The organism is Terriglobales bacterium, assembly GCA_035624455.1.
Taxonomy (GTDB): Bacteria; Acidobacteriota; Terriglobia; order Terriglobales; family Acidobacteriaceae; genus DASPRM01.
In genome coordinates this window covers 17,952-33,785 of sequence record DASPRM010000033.1, presented here as the reverse complement: position 1 = coordinate 33,785, position 15,834 = coordinate 17,952, and the positions used below count along the sequence as shown (strand labels likewise).

Sequence of the window (15,834 nt, the reverse complement as noted above, 5' to 3'; positions counted from 1 at the left end):
GAGCCTCGCCGCTATTCGTAGCGCAGCGCTTCCACCGGGTCCAGACCCGCAGCCTTAATCGCGGGCAGCATGCCGCTGACGATTCCAACCACGGCCAGAATCACCGTCGCCGTAACGAGAATTGCCGGATCGATGCGCAGGCGAATGTCTCCTTCCTGGGCATTCTGCGCCAAAGCACTGAACAGGGTGAGTGAGCCGACTGTCCAGGAGACGAGATACGCGATCACCACTCCGGCCACTCCCCCGATGGCGGTGATAGCCAACGCTTCGGAAAGAAACTGCGCGAGGATATGGCGTTTGCACGCTCCCAGTGCCTTTTCGACACCGATCTCACGGGTGCGTTGCGTGACCGCCACCAGCATGATGTTCATCAGGCCTATTCCACCAATGCCAAGCGTGAGGAAGCCGATGAAGGTCAGGAGAATCTTGATGCCGGTGGTGATGATGCGGAATTCGGCAATGTCCTCCATCAGGTTCCAGACATACACTGCCTGTTTGTCGTCGGGCTGAAAACTGTGGTGATTGCCGAGCGTAGTTCGAACCGCCTTGGCGATCTTCAAGTGCTCGTTGCCTTCGTACTCTATAAACAGGCCTTGCAGGTAACGGATATCTTTCAAATCGCCCATGGTGGTGAAGGGGATGATGAGCATGCGATTGTCGTTGTCGTCGCCATCCTGAACTTTGTGCTTCATCACGCCAATCACGCGGAAGCTGATTCCGTCCAGATGGATGGCATCGCCCACAGCGTTTTGCCCGGAAAATAATTTGCGCTTGGCCTCATCGCCGATCACGACTACCCGCGCCTTGGTGGACTCGTCTTCGTCGTTCATGAGGCGGCCTTCCTCGACCTCAATGCGGCGAATGTCCTGCCAGCCTGGATAGACGCCAACTGCGCGGAAGGTAAAGGCACGGTCGTCGTGGCGAGCGCCAACTTGCTTATCCACCATGGGAGAAGTGCGCTTAAGCAGAGGAACTTCGTTGTTGATGTACTCCAGATCCTGAAGCGTAAAGCGCACCTGCGTTCCTGCCTTGACCCCACCAGCCTGGTGCGATGTCCGGCCGGGAAACACGCCAATCATGCGCGAACCAAAGGAGCTGAACATGGTCATGATGGCGCGCTCAAACCCGGTGCCGTACGCCAGCAAAAGCACCACGGTGGCGATGCCCCAGGCCATGCCCAGCATGGTAAGCGCCGCGCGGCGGCGATTGTGTTTGAGAGCGCTGACGGCCTGGCCGAAGACGTCGCGGATCATATTCGCTCCTGAGTTACTCGTTATTCGTCATTCCTGGCGCAGCGCCTCGACCGGCTCGAGCATTGCCGCCTTGCGTGCCGGATACAGGCCGGAAATGATTCCCGCCAACGAAAGACAGACAATCGCAACCACCGCCGATTGCGGCACGATGCGAGGAGGATCGAATCCCTCGGGAATCGGCACACGCTTCAGCAGGCTCATGAAACCGCTGATCACGGCTACACCGATTGCCCCGCTGAGCAGGGTTAGAAAAGCGCCTTCCAGGAAGAATTGCGCCAGGATGTTGCGATTCGTCGCGCCCAGCGCCTTGCGCAGCCCGATCTCACGCGTGCGCTCGCTCACCGATACCAGCATGATGTTGATGATGCCGATGGCCCCCAGCGCCAGCGTAACCAGGCCAACCGCGCCGAGGAATATATCCATGGCGTCGAAGATCAGTCCGACTCGCCGCTCACTTTCAACCGTGTCCCATTCGTCGAAAACGTCCTGGGCGTTGGGATCGAACCCATGAAGCCGCGCAATAATGCTGTGCACTTGCTGTTTCGCTGCGTCGTGTTCGTCGCGGGTCAGCGGCTGGTAGTTGAGAAAGGAAATTTTCTCCTCGGAGTTGGCTTCTTTGAGCGGAAAGAGTTCGCGCATGGTGCTGATGGGAACAAAAATCCGGATGTTCGTGCCGTTGAAGTTTTCCTTACCAATTTTCGGCAGCACCCCGATCACGTCAAAGGGAACGCCATTGAGCAGGATGTGCGTGCCCACGGCGGCACGGCCGGAGTAGAGGTTTGTCATCATTTCTTTTCCCAACACTGCCACGCGCCGGCTGTTCAATTCGTCGCCTTCACTGATCCAGCGGCCGGTCATGATGGGCAGGGTGCGGATCAGGTTGTAGGAGGCGGCTACTCCAAAGACCTGGCCGTTGGTGCTGTTGTACTCGCTGACGGCACGAATGTCCTCGCGGTTTACAACCGGGGAGACGTGGCGTACCAGGGTGGCCTCGTTTTTCACAGCTACGTAGTCGGCATACGTGAGCTTGTACGGCCGCATGGAGTTGAGGCTGCCTTCCACCGCGGGCAGGCGTCCGCCAAAGAGAAACATGATGTCCGGCCCGAGACTGTCGAGCTGCTTGCGATTTCCGGACCGGAAGCCCTCGCCCAGTCCAACCAGCAGCAGCAGCGACCCCACTCCCCACGCAATGCCGAACATGGTCAGGAAAGAGCGAAGCTTGTGCGCCCACAGGGTGCTGAGCGATTGCCGCACGATGTCGAAAATCCTGTGCATACGGACGCCCTGCGGTCAGCTGTCACCCGGGGAGGAGGCGCTCTCTCAGGCGTACTCCAGCCCTCCCTCGCGCGTGGTGGTTAGACTGCGGCAGTATGCTTTGGTTATCGTGATTTTGGGGAATCTGAGGTAATCACAGCGGCTTGGGACGGGACGGCCTGAGACGAATTGCCGGCAGCCGGATACTCATATACGCCTCTTCCCGCCTTTCGTCCCAGACGCCCTGCTTTCACGTATTGCGTCAGCAGTGGGGCGGGGCGGTATTTCTCGCCGAGCGTTTTGTGTAGGTATTCCAGGATGTGCAGCCGCGTATCCAGCCCTACCAGATCTACCAGCTCAAAGGGCCCCATGGGATGGTTCAATCCCAGCTTCACGGCCTTGTCGATGTCTTCGGCTGAAGCAATGCCCTCCTGCAGCATGTAAAACGCTTCGTTGCCGATCAGCGCGTTAATCCGGCTGGTGATAAAGCCCGGAGACTCCTTGATCACCACCACTTCTTTCCGCATGCGCCGGCCGACTTCCGCCGCGGTCTGGATAGTGTCGTCGTCGGTCTCCAGTGCGCGCACGACTTCCAGCAGCTTCATCTTGTGCACCGGGTTAAAGAAGTGCATGCCCACGCACCGGGGAGCGCGATACGTAACCGAGGCAATCTCCGTGACGCTGAGGGAAGAAGTATTGGAGGCCAGAATGGTCTGAGGGCGGCTGAACTTGTCGAGTTGGGTGAAAATCTCGATTTTGGATTCCATTTCCTCGGGCACCGCCTCGATGACGAGGTCAGCGTTGCGGGCGGCGTCCTCAACTCCGCTGGCGAACTCGATCCGACGGTAAGCGCCCTCGGCTTCATCGGGCGATAGCTTGCCCAATTCGACGCCCTGATCCAGGTTGGAACGGATCTCGTCGGAGGCGCGGCGCAATGCCGCCGGCAGAATATCCTCCAATATGGTGCGATACCCGCCAAGCGCCGCCACATGAGCGATGCCCCGGCCCATGATGCCCGCGCCAATCACCGCGATGGTGCGAACCTCCATCTACTTGCTCGAGTCCAGACGTTGCAGAATGTCCTGTACGCCGGGCTGGGCTTTGCGGATGTATTCGGCCAGGCGGCGCTTCTCTTCGTCGGTCATGGTTGGAATCTGAGCATTGATGCGGCGCAGGGTAGCAGAAATCTCGTCAACATAATTCATCAGGCGGATCAATTCGCCGGTAACCACCATGAAATCTCCTTAGTTGTGCCTGCCCTACTCCGACATCAGGTCAGAGCCGGCCTTGCGAGATAAGTAAGAATGAGAAGGCTGAAGCAAACTCATCATTGTCTTAGGTTGGGCAGGATTAGTAAAGCGGAGCGATAATGAGTCGATGCTTCGCAACAAAAATCTGGTTCCACTCTCGCACCAGCACCAACACGCGCTCGCTTTGTGCGTTCGCATCGACCGCGCTCTCAACAATGAATCCCACGACCTGGAGCACTGGCAATCCGAAGTCGAGCGCCATTTTCAGGACGAGATCCGCTACCACTTTGAGGTAGAAGAGAAATACCTGTTTCCAAAAGCACAGTTGTTCCCTGATCTGTCAGATCTGGTCGAGGAATTGCTGCGTGACCATGCTTCGCTTCGCCGCGCATTCGAGCGCGCAAAGGCACGCACGATGGACTCGCCGGACCTGCAGAGATTCGTGGTGGCGCTTAGCGAGCACATCCGCAAAGAGGAGCGGCAACTCTTCGAAGCGCTCCAGCAGAAGCTAAGCGAAGAAGATTTGCAGCTGCTTGGCACTCGAATCAACGAATACTTCCAAACCAGCGGAATGCCTGGAGCCACCTGTGATATTCCCAATCGTCCCGCTGCTGCCGAATAAAATTCAGGCGACAGGCTCTTCCCGCTTTTCCTGCTTTTCTGGACTTTCGGGCTCCTTCTCAGCTCGCTCGGCCAACCGATCAGAAACCTCAGTGATAGCTGCCAGCTTGGCGGCCAGCTCCGCCGTCAGCGCATCAGGCGCATAGCGCCAGGTCCAGTTGCCCTCCGGAACGCTGGGCATGTTCATGCGGCAATCACTTCCCAGCCCAAGCACATCTTGCAGCGGGACCAGCGCCATACGCGCCACAGAAGTCAGTGCAGCACGAATCATTGCCCAGTGGATGCCATCCATTTCCGGACCAAAATAGGTTCCCGCGGCATGCCGCTCGGCCTCACTGGCGTGATCCCACCAGCCCACTGTGGTGTCATTGTCATGGGTGCCGGTGTAAACCACCGTGTCTTCCACAAAACGGTGTGGCAAATAAATGCGAGCACCAGTATCACCAAAACCGAACTGCAATACCTTCATCCCCGGAAGCTGCTGTTGTTCGCGGAGGGCTTCCACTTCCGGCGTAATAAGTCCCAGATCCTCGGCAATCAGCGGCACGTCGCCGAGTTCGCGGCGAAGCGTGTTGAACAGGTCTCCTCCCGGCCCTTTCACCCAGCGTCCGTTCACTGCAGTGGGCTCATCGGCAGGAATTTCCCAACAGGCTTCGAACCCGCGAAAGTGATCGATCCGCGCCAGATCGCAGTTTCCGAGCGTCCAGCGCAGACGATTCACCCACCAGTCATATCCGCGCTGCTTCAGAACATCCCAGCGATAGAGAGGATTACCCCAACGCTGTCCGGTTTCGCTGAAAGCATCCGGGGGAACGCCAGACACCACCTCGGGCTCAAGCTCTTCGTTCAGGTAGAAGATGTCCGGATGCGTCCACACGTCGGCACTGTCGAAGTTCAGGAAGATCGCCACATCACCCATGATGCGCACGCCGCGGCGGGCACACTCCTTGTGCAGCGCCTTCCATTGCTCGAAAAAAGCAAACTGGATCACGCGCTCCATCTCGATCTGCTGCGCAAATTGCTTGCGCGCCCCAGCCACAGCATCGGGCCGCCGTTGCGCAAGCCCTTTTGGCCACTGGTTCCACGCTTCCAGGTGGTAATGCGGCCGCAAAACAGCGAACAGGGCGTAGTCGTCAAGCCACCAGCTATTCTTCGTACAAAATGCGCCATAACCCGCACGCATCGACTCAGGAGCCAATCGCGCAAAATTCAAAGCGGCTTCGCGCAACAGCGGTATTTTGGCAGCAACCACCTGATCGAAATCTACTGGACCCGTCTCCGGCGGGAGCGACTCCAGACGCCGTTTTTCGATCCACCCGCGCTCCGCCAGGTCATCCAGGCTGATTAGTAGCGGATTTCCCGCAAATGCAGAAACCGTGGAGTAGGGAGAGTTCCCGAGACCCGTGGGACCCAGAGGCAGCACCTGCCAGATCGACTGTCCCGCGGCGGTCAGAAAATCGAGAAAGGAATATGCGGCAGGACCCAGGTCACCGATGCCGCCACGCGATGGCAGCGACGTGATATGCAAAAGAATTCCGGAGGCGCGCTGTTGCATGCTCGTGTCAGATCGCGAAGGGCTTGGAGTAAAACCACTTTAATCAGGTTGCATCGCGTGGCTGAAGATTAATTCCCGACTCGCGCCGATCACTAGCTGCCCGGTTCCGAGCGCGCCCCCTGCGTGATCCGCTCCCACTCCTGCTTGTTGATCTTAATCTTGCCTTCCTTCTCCATTCGCTGCCGCAAGTCAGAGACAAACAGCCCCATGGCCTCTTCCCGCTTTCGCTGCAGCAAGGACTCGCGCACCTGGGCCGAGGCCTTGGCCAATTCTTCCCCCGAAGCCTCCTGCTTCTCCAACACGCTGAGCACTACTCCATTTCGTCCGGTATTCAGCGGACCGCTGATTTCTCCAGGTTTCATCGTGAACACCACCGACGCGGGCCCGCTCATGACTCCAATCTCTGGAACCTGGCTGCTCTCGGTGACCAATTCGCTGGTCCTAAGTTCGGCGCCAAGTTGCTGTGCGGCCTTCTTCAGGTCGTGATCAGCCTTGGCGCGATCCGCGACTTCCTGGGTCCTTTGCCCTAGCATTGCATTAGCTCGCTCGCTTTTGAAGTCCTGTTCCACGCGCGTCTTGATGTCCTCGAACGAAGGCGTGGCAGGGGGCTTGATCTCGGTAACCTGGTAGATCACATTGCTTTGCGGAGTATGCGCAACTTCCGGCGGAGCTTTCGCCGGCGAGCTAAAAATCGCCGACATCACCTCCGGGGCGGTCCCGATTCCCGGCAGTGTGTCGTTGCGCGTGACGAATGCGCTGGTCAGCACTTCCTGCCCCTTCGCCTTGGCTGCCTTTTCCAGGTCGCCGCTGTGCCCCTGCGATTCGATCGCATTCGCCACATTTTCCGCGAGCCGCTGCGCTTTATCCCGCCGAATGATGGGTTCGATTTGCGACTTCACTTCCTCGGGCGTCTTCAGATGCGCCTGCTGCTTGTCATCGACATGCAGGATATGAAACCCGATGCTGCTCTGCACCACTCCGCTGCTCTGTCCCTTGGCCAGCGAAAACGCCTGATTCTCGATCTCCGGCAGTCGGCCACGGGCTACCCAACCGACCAGGCCACCCTCCTTGGCCGATTCACCGTCATCGGAGTACTTCTTGGCCAGATCGGCGAAATTGGCTCCTCCCTGCAGCTTCTTGGCAATGTCCTCGGCCTTGGCTCTGGCTTCCTGCACCGCCTTGGGATCAACCTTGCCGTCCGGACCCGCTAGTGGCACTCGCACCACGATCTGGCGCAGAAGAATCTGCTCGGGGACGCGGAACTCGCCTTCGTGGTCGTGATAGTAGCGTTGCAGATCCTGCGGCGTCACCTGCACCTGGCTCTCCAGCTTACTGGGATCGATGACCACGTAACGCACTTGCCGCTTTTCAGGAATTGAGTTCACGTAGCGAGCCTTGTTCTGCTCGTAGAAAGCCTTCAGCTCCGTCTCCGTCGCCTTGATCTGCTTCATCAGTTCGTCGGGTGAAATTACGGCATAAAGGATCTTGACCTTGGTGTTCTGCTGTCGGGCTTCGGCTTCCACCTCTTGCGGCGAAACCACGATGGGACCCTGCACTGCGGCCATCAGTTTGTGCAGCGTCAGATCGTCCTTCATCGCCTGCTCGAACTGGGGCACGCTCATGTTGATGCGCTGGTTCACGAAGCTCTCATAGGCATCAGCTCCGATAAAGTTGCCATTGGGGAAGAAATACGGAGCGAAGCTGCCATGCTGCAGCTCATCCTGCAGGTCGGCATCAGTAGCTCTCAGCCCCATGCGGTCGGCCAGGCTGAGCAGCGCCTTCTGCTGGATCAGGCTCTCGGCCGCCCTCTGCCGCAAAAATGGCATCAATCCGGCAGGGACATTTCCCTGAAAATTGCGCCGGGCAACTTGCCGGGCCTGCTGTTCTACTTCCTGCATGCCGATCTCGCGGTCGCCGACTTTGGCCAATACGCCCTTGGGGACCGCGCTGAATCCGAACGCGTCGCCTAGAATTCCTCCCGGAACGAGAGTGATCACCATGGCGCCACAAATAATCACCAGCAAGCCTCCCAGAACGATCTTCTTGGCTTTGCCGGGCGTCTGAAGAAACCTGATCATGTGCTTGAAACTCCAGAATTTATGAGGCGAATAGCTGGATTATAAACTACGGTGGCATGCGGACACTCTTATCCGCGGTCTTTCGCTTCCTCTAAGCCTATGCAGCTCAGAATCGTTAGGACTGCTGTTCCCAAATACCTTCAGCTTACCGAAGCGCGGTCTGGCCACTGGCTTTACACGTATACATGTGCTCATCAGCCCGTTTTATAAGGGTCTCGGGCGTATCATCGGGACTCGCCAGCGTCCCGCCAATCGAGACGGAGACGGATCCGCGCTTTTCATCATTCAGCGCAAAAGAGGTTCGTGTGATGAGCACACGACATCTCTCGCAGATGCTGCTTAATATTGCACTGTCGGCATGCCACACGATCGCCAAAAACTCGTCGCCGCCCCAGCGGCCCACGATATCCGTTGGTCGTAATGCTCCTGCCAAGGTCTTTGCAACTTCACGGAGAGCGCGGTCGCCGGCGGGGTGACCGTATGTGTCGTTGATCTTCTTCAACTCGTCGATGTCGACGACGATCAATCCAAACGGATCTTTGTGTACCTCGTATTCGCAAGATGCTGTCTGCAGCGACATCTCCAGATAACGTCGATTGGGCAGCTGCGTTAGCTGGTCGAGAAACGCCAGCCGCTCCAATTCCTCACCCTTTCGCTGCGCCCTGTACTCTGCCGTCCAGTCGCTGAAGACTTCCACTGCCCCGACGATGGTCCCCTCGGGACCGTAAATCGGTTGCACCCGTATGCGCACCGGCAGCCGCCGCCCTCGCTTATGGCGGAGAAAAATCTGCGCCTCGCGTGGTATCCCATCGATTACCGTGGCCGCCAGAGGGCAACCTTCTTTGCACAACTCCCGTCCCTGCGAATCCACGTCACACAACGTATCATTCTGACAGTACTTCCCCACTATTTCCTCGGATTTGTAGCCCGTCAGCCTGAACGCCCCTTCGTTCCAATAGAGGATTTGCCGGTCCCGGTCCACGAAGTAAACCCCATCACTCATGTGGTCGAGCAGTTCCTTGTAGAAGCGGGGGTCCGTGGGGGTAGCGATGCTTCTAACCGGCTCGGTCATCTTCACTCCTCACATCACATTTAATGATCGGCAGAAAATGGGGCTCACTTTACGGAGCCTTTTTATGGGGTCTTTCAGCGGAAAGTTAGACCCTGCAGGCGAACCAGCAGCAGGCTGGAGTTTCTCGGTTAAGCAGGCCTGCGAACACCAAACCGCCGCGGCATTTCTGGCGCGAACACTTTTGTCCGCGGATTTCCCGTTTCTATATCCCAGTGATGCGTATCCCCGCTCCGTGCCCTTTCCGCCGCACATTGATGGTGATCAGCAGCGCCGTGATCTGCTCGACGATACGCGCATTCTCCAGTTTTCCCCCGTCAACTGCTCGCAATCCCGGAATTGCGTGAACCAGTTCAAAGGCCACCGATCGCGCGCGGTCATCGTCGCTGCACACGATCACATCACAATCGATTGGCCCCTCGTGAGCGAGTAGCTCGTGTGAAACATTCTGGAATGCTGCCGCCACCGCTACACCCTCCGGCACTAGCTCGGCGGTTTGCTGCGCAGCCGATCCCTGCCACACCAGCAAAGTTCGTGTGAGGCGGCCGCCGACCGCCGCCGCCAGCGGCACGGTGTTATCGATCAAGACCGTACCCGGCTTCAGCGACGCCTTGATCTGCTTGAGCATCCCCACCTGGCTTTCAAAGGGCACGGTCAAAACCACGACGTCGGCCTGCTGCACGGCTTCCTGGTTCTCGGCGCCGCTGATCGTGCCCTTCCCTGGCACCGTGGCAGCAATCTTTTCGGCTGCAGCTTGGCCTCGCTTCTCATCACGCGAGCCGATAATGACGTCCAGACCTGCCAGAAACCAGCGCCGCGCCAGCCCCGAACCCTCCGCGCCCGTACCGCCGACCACGGCGATCTTCACTGCCAGGCCTCCATCGGTTCGGCCTCGCTGAGCATTTCCGGGAACACGCGCAGGCGGATGGAGCTGTAGGTCGTGCTGCGCTGCGCCGGGATGCGGCCCAGCTCGCAGATGCGCTCGTCCAATTGATCCGGACTTAAGTACTGGCCCGAGGTCGCGCCCGCCAGCCGCGAAATGTTTTCTTCCATCAGCGTGCCGCCATAGTCATTGGCCCCCGCCTTCATGCATAACTGCGCCACCGGACGGCTCAGCTTCACCCACGACACCTGAATATTGGAAATTGCTCCCGCGAGCATAATCCGCGCCAGCGCATGGATCTTGAGGTGTTCTTCCAATGTGGGCCCGGGACGGGCATGGCCTTCGTGATAAAGCCGCGTGTTCTGATGCACAAAGCCTAGCGGAACAAATTCCGTGAAGCCCCCGGTGTCAGCCTGAATGCGCCGGAAGAGCAGCAACTGATTCACCCAGTGCTGTGGCTTCTCCACGTGCCCGTACATCAGTGTCGAGGTGGTGCGAATGCCGCAGCGGTGCGCGGAACGGATAATCTCGTCCCAGAGAGCGGTATTGAGCTTATAGCGCGAGATCACCGCCCGCACCTCATCGTCGAGAATCTCGGCTGCGGTTCCGGGCAGCGTGCCCAGTCCATTCTCCTTCAGCATGGTGAGATAGTCGGCGATCGACATCCCCGTGAGTTCTACCCCATAAGCAACTTCCATGGGAGAAAAGGCATGGATGTGCATTTCCGGCACCGCCCTCTTCACCGCGCGCAGGATGTCGCGGTAGAAAGAAGGAGGAAGATCGCGGGGCAAGCCGCCCTGTATGCAGACTTCAGTAGCCCCTAGCTGCCATGCCTCGCGCGCTTTTTCCGCAACCCGGTCGAGGGAATCGAAATTGGCATCGGGATCGAGCGGCCCACGGCTGAACGCGCAAAACTTGCACCCGACGAAACAGATATTGGTGAAATTGATGTTGCGATTCACGACGTAGGTAACGATGTCGCCCACAACTTGCCGCCGAAGCTGATCCGCGGCTGCGATTAACCCGAGCAGATCCTCGCCTTCCGCCATTGCCAGGCGTAGACATTCTTCGTTGCTGAGGCAGCCGCCATCTTCGGTAGCAAGGACCCGCTCCAATGCTTCCCGAACGGACGGAGAAACGCGGTATGCAATTTCATCCCAGCTGTGATCAATGAAGCTGGCGAATCGGCCGAAATCCAGGCTTTCCATATCTCCTCAGCGAAACAGATCCCGCTTAGCAGGACGGATCAGATCGCGCCCACTTCCCCGTCCCCGCTGGTAAGGATATCCGCGAATGATACACGCTGGGGCACGCGACAGCTTTCCACAAGCCAGACCCGCCATACAGGCGAGTTCGTCGGCGATGGCATCCACCGTAACACGTAAGCGATAACCGTGCGCGTCACGCTGCCCGCGGTAATCGCGAAGCGGCTTCATTCCCGCCACACCGATGGCAACTTCGGTCAGACCCTCCCGCCATGGCCGCCCGAAGCTGTCGGTTAGGATGACCGGGACCGAAAAACCGACGCGGCTTTTTATTCGCCGATGAATCTGGCGTGCCGAACCATCGGGATCTCGCGGAAGCAGGACCGCGCTTTGTCCGCCATCGACGTTAGAAGCATCCACACCGGCATTCGCGCAGACAAAGCCGTGGCGGGTTTCGGCGATCGTAATGCCATTGCGGCGTCGAACGATTCGCCGACTCTCATTTAAACCCAACTGCACCACGCGCGCATCCAGCTTGAACTTCTTGGCCCAGCGCTGTGTCGCGGGACTGGGCTTCACGCTGCTCAGCGGGATGATCTGGCCTTCCGCCTTGGAGACGACTTTATGGGTGATGATCAGAATGTCGCCCGGCTGGAGCTTTTGACGCTTCTTTCGCGTTGCCTGTAGCACCAGTTCAGATATATCCACACCGGGACGCACTTCACCGACGCCCTCGAGTGGGATGGCGCGGATTTCAGGCATGTGCCGGACGAGCTTGCCATGCCTGCTGCAGGCGCTCCGACAGATTCCAGGCTGCAAGCAGCCGCTGGGTCCGAGTCCTGATGGGAGCGGTAATTAGCTGCGCCAGATCGTCCGCACGATCGATATCCAGTGCGATGCCTGGGAGCTCCAGCACCACTACTGGTTTACCGCTGGCTTGCGCCGAAGCAAGATGGGGTTGAAAGCTGTCGTTGCCGAACCGCAGAGGGAAAAGATTTAGGGGACTCTTCACGATCGCATTCGTGCCACGGCGGTCGGCAGCCGGCACCAGCACGCTTCCCTCCTGCGGTGCTCGCGCCAGCACAGTATCAACTTCGGCTGCCGTCATCAGGGGGATGTCAGCAGGAACCACCATCACGAATTTCACTCCCTGGGATTCACAAACCGCGCTGGCCATGGCGATGGCGTCGGTCTCGCTGCGATTTTCGCGTTCCTCGATGATCGAGAAACCGTGGGCTTCGGCCACTCTGCGCGCATGCGAATCACCAGTCACCACCGACACCTCAGGCCTGCTCTGGCATTGCGCTAAAGTCGCCAGTACATCCTCGAACATCGCCTTCGCGAGCGCGGTGCGTTCCCTAGCCTCCAGCACCGGGGACAGCCGCTGCTTGGCATTTGCGAAATTCTTCACCGGAACCAGGATCATGCGGTTAACCAGCTCGTGGAATAGAAACACGCTCGCGAAGCGGAGCGATCACTTCAAGCGCGAATCGCGCCAGCGCAGCTTTATCTTCGTCCGAGCGCATGATGGTTTGCGTGAACCGAACCGGAACGGCAGAAATCTCAGCCTGCACTGAAACGCGATCCATTTGGTCAGCAATCAGCACAGCAAGAAAGTCGTTGTAGATTTCCGCAATCCCTGCAACCGAAACGGAAAAACCCTTAAGTCTCATCATCTCGCCCGCCGGACCGCTGACCGCTGCTCCTCCGACAATCGGGCTGATCGCAGCTACCGGAGCACGAGTCTCTCGCAAGGCCGCGCGAATTCCTGGCACTGCGAGGATAGGGCCGATGCTGGTGATCGGATTACTCGGCGCAATAAAAACCGCATCGGCCTCGCGGATCGCCGCGATCACCCCGGGAGCAGGTTTCGCGCCCTCTGCCCCTGCAAAGCGAACCCCACGCACTGGAACCCGGTAGCGCTCACGCACGAAATATTCCTGAAAGCTGAGTTCGCCACTGTCAGTCAACACACGCGTCTCCACCGGATCATCGGTCATGGGCAGCACAATTGATCGCACGCCCATCGTTGACGCCAATTCAGCCGTAGCTTGGCTAAGCGTTTTGCCGTCCGCAAGCAGCTGTGTTCGGCGAAGATGAGTTGCCAGGTCGCAATCTCCCAGCTGAAACCACCCAGGCACGCCCAACTCGCGCATCCGTTCGAGGCAACGGAAGGAATCTCCTTCGAATCCCCAGCCTCGCTCTTTACTCAGAACACCCGCCAACGCGTAGGTGATCGAATCAACGTCGGGCGAGACATGCAGGCCCCACCAGCGCAGGTCATCGCCGGTGTTGACTATGACTGTCAGATCTTCGGCGCGCACGACCTGCTTGAGCCCGGCCACAAACTTCGCGCCGCCGGTTCCACCGCTGAGGACGACAATCATGCCGGTACTCCAGCTGCGGGTCGCGAATCCCCCTCGGGGACGGACGGTTCCACATAACGCGGAGCAGCGTAGCCGTGGGGGTCTGCCGCGCTGCGCAACCGCTCCGCCCCCAGCCCGCCGCCCCGTTGCGCAGCCGCGACAAATTCCGGGTACACCGGTAGCCGCTGCTCAAGAACGAACCCAGCATCTGCCGTCTGGCGCTCCAGTTCTCTTAGGTGCGGCCAGGGAGCCTCGGGATTAATGAAATCAGGCGTCAGCGGCGAGATTCCGCCCCAATCGTTAATGCCCGCGCCGAGAAGGTTCTCGTAATTCGGCGCGGAGAGATTCGGCGGCGCCTGCACGTTCATATCCCCCAAAATCAATCGCGCTGTGGCGACGGTGCGCAGCATATCCGTTAGGCTCGGCTCCGGCCGGCGTTGCATGGGGATGCCAGGCTTCACGCGAAAGTTCTGAATGATAACTTCCTGGATGTGCCCGTAGCGATCATGCATCTCCCGCAAGCGGAACAGCGAATCGACTCGGTCTTCCAGGGTTTCCCCAATACCGATCAGAATTCCCGTAGTGAAAGGAATTCCCTGCTCTCCCGCCTCTTCAATAACTTTCGTCCGCCGCGATGGCACTTTGTCGGGAGCGCCATCATGTGCGGCGCCGGACTTCATCAAAGCCCCGCTGGTAGTCTCCAGCATGAGCCCCAGGCTTGGAGAAACTGCTCGTAGCCGCGCCAGCCATTCTGCGCTCATGAGCCCCGGGTTCGCATGTGGGATCAGCTGCGTCTCGCGGAGCACCAGTTCGCACATCGCTTCCAAGTAATGCAGGGTGGACTTGTAACCGAGATGCCGCAGAGTCTCGCGCATCTCAGGAAACGTCAATTCCGGCTTGTCGCCGAGACTGAACAACGCTTCCGTGCAGCCGAGCTTTTCCCCTTCATGAGCTACCTGGAGAACTTCCTCCGGAGTCATCGTATGAGCGCCAGCCTGGCCGGGATCGCGCCGAAAAATGCAGTATCCGCAGTAATCGCGGCACAAATTGGTCAGGGGAAGGAAGACCTTGCGGGAGTAGGTGACAACCTCGGACTTGAACTTCCGGCGAAGGGCTACGGCGGTTGTCAAAAGAGCAGGCAACTCGTCGGGCCTGCACTCCAACAGCCTCAACGCGGCTGCTTTCGAGGGTGGAGCACCCGCCACGACCTCAGCCAGCAGGTCCTGAACGGATGGGCCACCATTATCCCAGGCAGAGACCGGATTCTCTCGTCGTATTCGGACCGATTGCGAGCAATGGCTCATGCCGCCATCTCACCCCAACAAAGGTCGGCATCCAGATTACATCAAAATCGTGATTGTCATCCGGGCGCTTCTTTGACTTGCCCATCATCATCCAACATACTTGACTGCGATGGACCTCTACGAGCAGCTCGTCGAGCTTCGCCGCCAGGGACGCCGCGGCGCTCTGGCCACCATTATCAATGTGCGCGGATCGATCCCGTCGTTCAACACCGCAAAAATGCTGGTGCGCGATGACGGCTCCATCGTGGGCACCATCGGCGGCGGCTGCGTGGAGGCTGAGGTGTGGCAAGCCGCGCGCGAGGTCATGGAGCAAGAAAAGCCGCGCACGCTTACCTTCAATCTCAATCAGAATCCCCGTTACGACACCGGCCTGGTCTGCGGGGGCACACTTGAAGTGTATGTCGAGCCGGTGATGCCGATCTCTCATGTCTATGTGTTTGGCGCGGGCCATGTGGCGGCCAGCGTCTACAAAATGGCACGGCTCGCCGGATTCGATGTCAGCGTCGTCGACGATCGCGAGGCTTACGCCAATCGTGAGCGTTTTCCCGACGCGCGCGAAATCATTGCGGAAGATTTCGAACAGGCCATGGCGCGGATTACGCCCAACGAATCGACCTATCTCGTAATCGTCACCCGCGGGCATCGCGACGATATGCGGGTTCTGCGCTGGGCCATCGGCACCTCGGCTCACTACATCGGAATGATTGGCTCCAAGCGCAAAGTGCTTTCCATCTACAAGGAACTCGAGAAGGAAGGGTTCACCCCAGAACAGTTCCAACGCGTGATGGCCCCCATTGGGCTGGAGATCGGGGCGGTAACTCCGGAAGAAATCGCCATCTCAATCGTAGCTGAGATAATTGCGGCTAAACGCAATGCCGAGGGAACGCTCGCCCACAAGCGCTATTCACGATCTCGCGCCGCTTTGGAAGAGACCTCGCAGGCGGATCACAAAGGATCTGCGAGTTCCAGCACCGGGGAATAACTCCGTCCGATCCC

General features: G+C 58.8%; 15 protein-coding genes. 2 read left to right on the top strand and 13 right to left on the bottom strand.

Annotation, left to right across the window (positions count from 1 at the left end):
* Positions 1 to 11: 11 nt before the first annotated feature.
* The 4 genes from VEG30_04285 to VEG30_04270 all read right to left on the bottom strand — a co-directional run bounded on the left by VEG30_04285 (position 12) and on the right by VEG30_04270 (position 3,742).
* Positions 12 to 1,253, bottom strand: coding sequence for an ABC transporter permease (locus VEG30_04285; GenBank protein ID HXZ79124.1), 1,242 nt, complete (start codon positions 1,251 to 1,253; stop codon positions 12 to 14).
* Positions 1,254 to 1,280: 27 nt separating this feature from the next.
* Positions 1,281 to 2,528: an ABC transporter permease gene (locus VEG30_04280; protein ID HXZ79123.1), complete on the bottom strand. Its 1,248-nt coding sequence runs from the start codon at positions 2,526 to 2,528 to the stop codon at positions 1,281 to 1,283.
* A gap of 104 nt (positions 2,529 to 2,632) precedes the next feature.
* Complete coding sequence (locus VEG30_04275; protein ID HXZ79122.1) at positions 2,633 to 3,556, bottom strand: 3-hydroxyacyl-CoA dehydrogenase NAD-binding domain-containing protein; 924 nt, start codon at positions 3,554 to 3,556, stop codon at positions 2,633 to 2,635.
* A complete protein-coding gene (locus tag VEG30_04270) occupies positions 3,557 to 3,742 on the bottom strand; it encodes a hypothetical protein (protein ID HXZ79121.1) in 186 nt (61 codons plus the stop codon). It abuts the gene before it with no gap.
* Between the two features lie 142 nt (positions 3,743 to 3,884).
* Here VEG30_04270 and VEG30_04265 point away from each other — a divergent pair, with 142 nt between their 5' ends.
* Entirely contained in the window at positions 3,885 to 4,379 is a 495-nt protein-coding gene (locus tag VEG30_04265) for a hemerythrin domain-containing protein (GenBank protein ID HXZ79120.1), read from the top strand.
* Between the two features lie 3 nt (positions 4,380 to 4,382).
* On the opposite strand, the gene malQ is transcribed toward VEG30_04265, so the two are convergent.
* The 9 genes from malQ to cofG all read right to left on the bottom strand — a co-directional run bounded on the left by malQ (position 4,383) and on the right by cofG (position 14,838).
* A complete protein-coding gene (gene malQ / locus VEG30_04260) occupies positions 4,383 to 5,933 on the bottom strand; it encodes a 4-alpha-glucanotransferase (GenBank protein ID HXZ79119.1) in 1,551 nt (516 codons plus the stop codon).
* A gap of 92 nt (positions 5,934 to 6,025) precedes the next feature.
* Positions 6,026 to 8,011, bottom strand: a complete 1,986-nt coding sequence (locus VEG30_04255; protein HXZ79118.1) for a peptidyl-prolyl cis-trans isomerase — start codon at positions 8,009 to 8,011, stop codon at positions 6,026 to 6,028.
* Between the two features lie 145 nt (positions 8,012 to 8,156).
* A complete protein-coding gene (locus VEG30_04250; GenBank protein ID HXZ79117.1) occupies positions 8,157 to 9,083 on the bottom strand; it encodes a diguanylate cyclase in 927 nt (308 codons plus the stop codon).
* A gap of 202 nt (positions 9,084 to 9,285) precedes the next feature.
* A complete protein-coding gene (gene npdG, locus VEG30_04245; GenBank protein ID HXZ79116.1) occupies positions 9,286 to 9,948 on the bottom strand; it encodes an NADPH-dependent F420 reductase in 663 nt (220 codons plus the stop codon).
* Positions 9,945 to 11,171: a 5-amino-6-(D-ribitylamino)uracil--L-tyrosine 4-hydroxyphenyl transferase CofH gene (gene cofH / locus VEG30_04240; protein HXZ79115.1), complete on the bottom strand. Its 1,227-nt coding sequence runs from the start codon at positions 11,169 to 11,171 to the stop codon at positions 9,945 to 9,947. The genes npdG and cofH overlap by 4 nt, the downstream gene beginning before the upstream one ends.
* 6 nt (positions 11,172 to 11,177) lie before the next feature.
* Positions 11,178 to 11,930, bottom strand: coding sequence for a coenzyme F420-0:L-glutamate ligase (gene cofE, locus VEG30_04235; GenBank protein ID HXZ79114.1), 753 nt, complete (start codon positions 11,928 to 11,930; stop codon positions 11,178 to 11,180).
* Positions 11,923 to 12,594 carry a 2-phospho-L-lactate guanylyltransferase gene (cofC, locus tag VEG30_04230; protein HXZ79113.1) on the bottom strand — a complete coding sequence of 224 codons (672 nt, stop codon included), beginning with the start codon at positions 12,592 to 12,594 and terminating at the stop codon, positions 11,923 to 11,925. Before cofC ends, cofE begins: the two co-directional genes overlap by 8 nt.
* Before the next feature lie 4 nt (positions 12,595 to 12,598).
* Complete coding sequence (gene cofD, locus VEG30_04225) at positions 12,599 to 13,555, bottom strand: 2-phospho-L-lactate transferase (protein HXZ79112.1); 957 nt, start codon at positions 13,553 to 13,555, stop codon at positions 12,599 to 12,601.
* Positions 13,552 to 14,838, bottom strand: coding sequence for a 7,8-didemethyl-8-hydroxy-5-deazariboflavin synthase CofG (cofG, locus tag VEG30_04220; GenBank protein ID HXZ79111.1), 1,287 nt, complete (start codon positions 14,836 to 14,838; stop codon positions 13,552 to 13,554). Before cofG ends, cofD begins: the two co-directional genes overlap by 4 nt.
* Positions 14,839 to 14,947: 109 nt before the next feature.
* Here cofG and VEG30_04215 point away from each other — a divergent pair, with 109 nt between their 5' ends.
* Complete coding sequence (locus VEG30_04215) at positions 14,948 to 15,820, top strand: XdhC/CoxI family protein (GenBank protein ID HXZ79110.1); 873 nt, start codon at positions 14,948 to 14,950, stop codon at positions 15,818 to 15,820.
* Positions 15,821 to 15,834 lie beyond the last annotated feature (14 nt).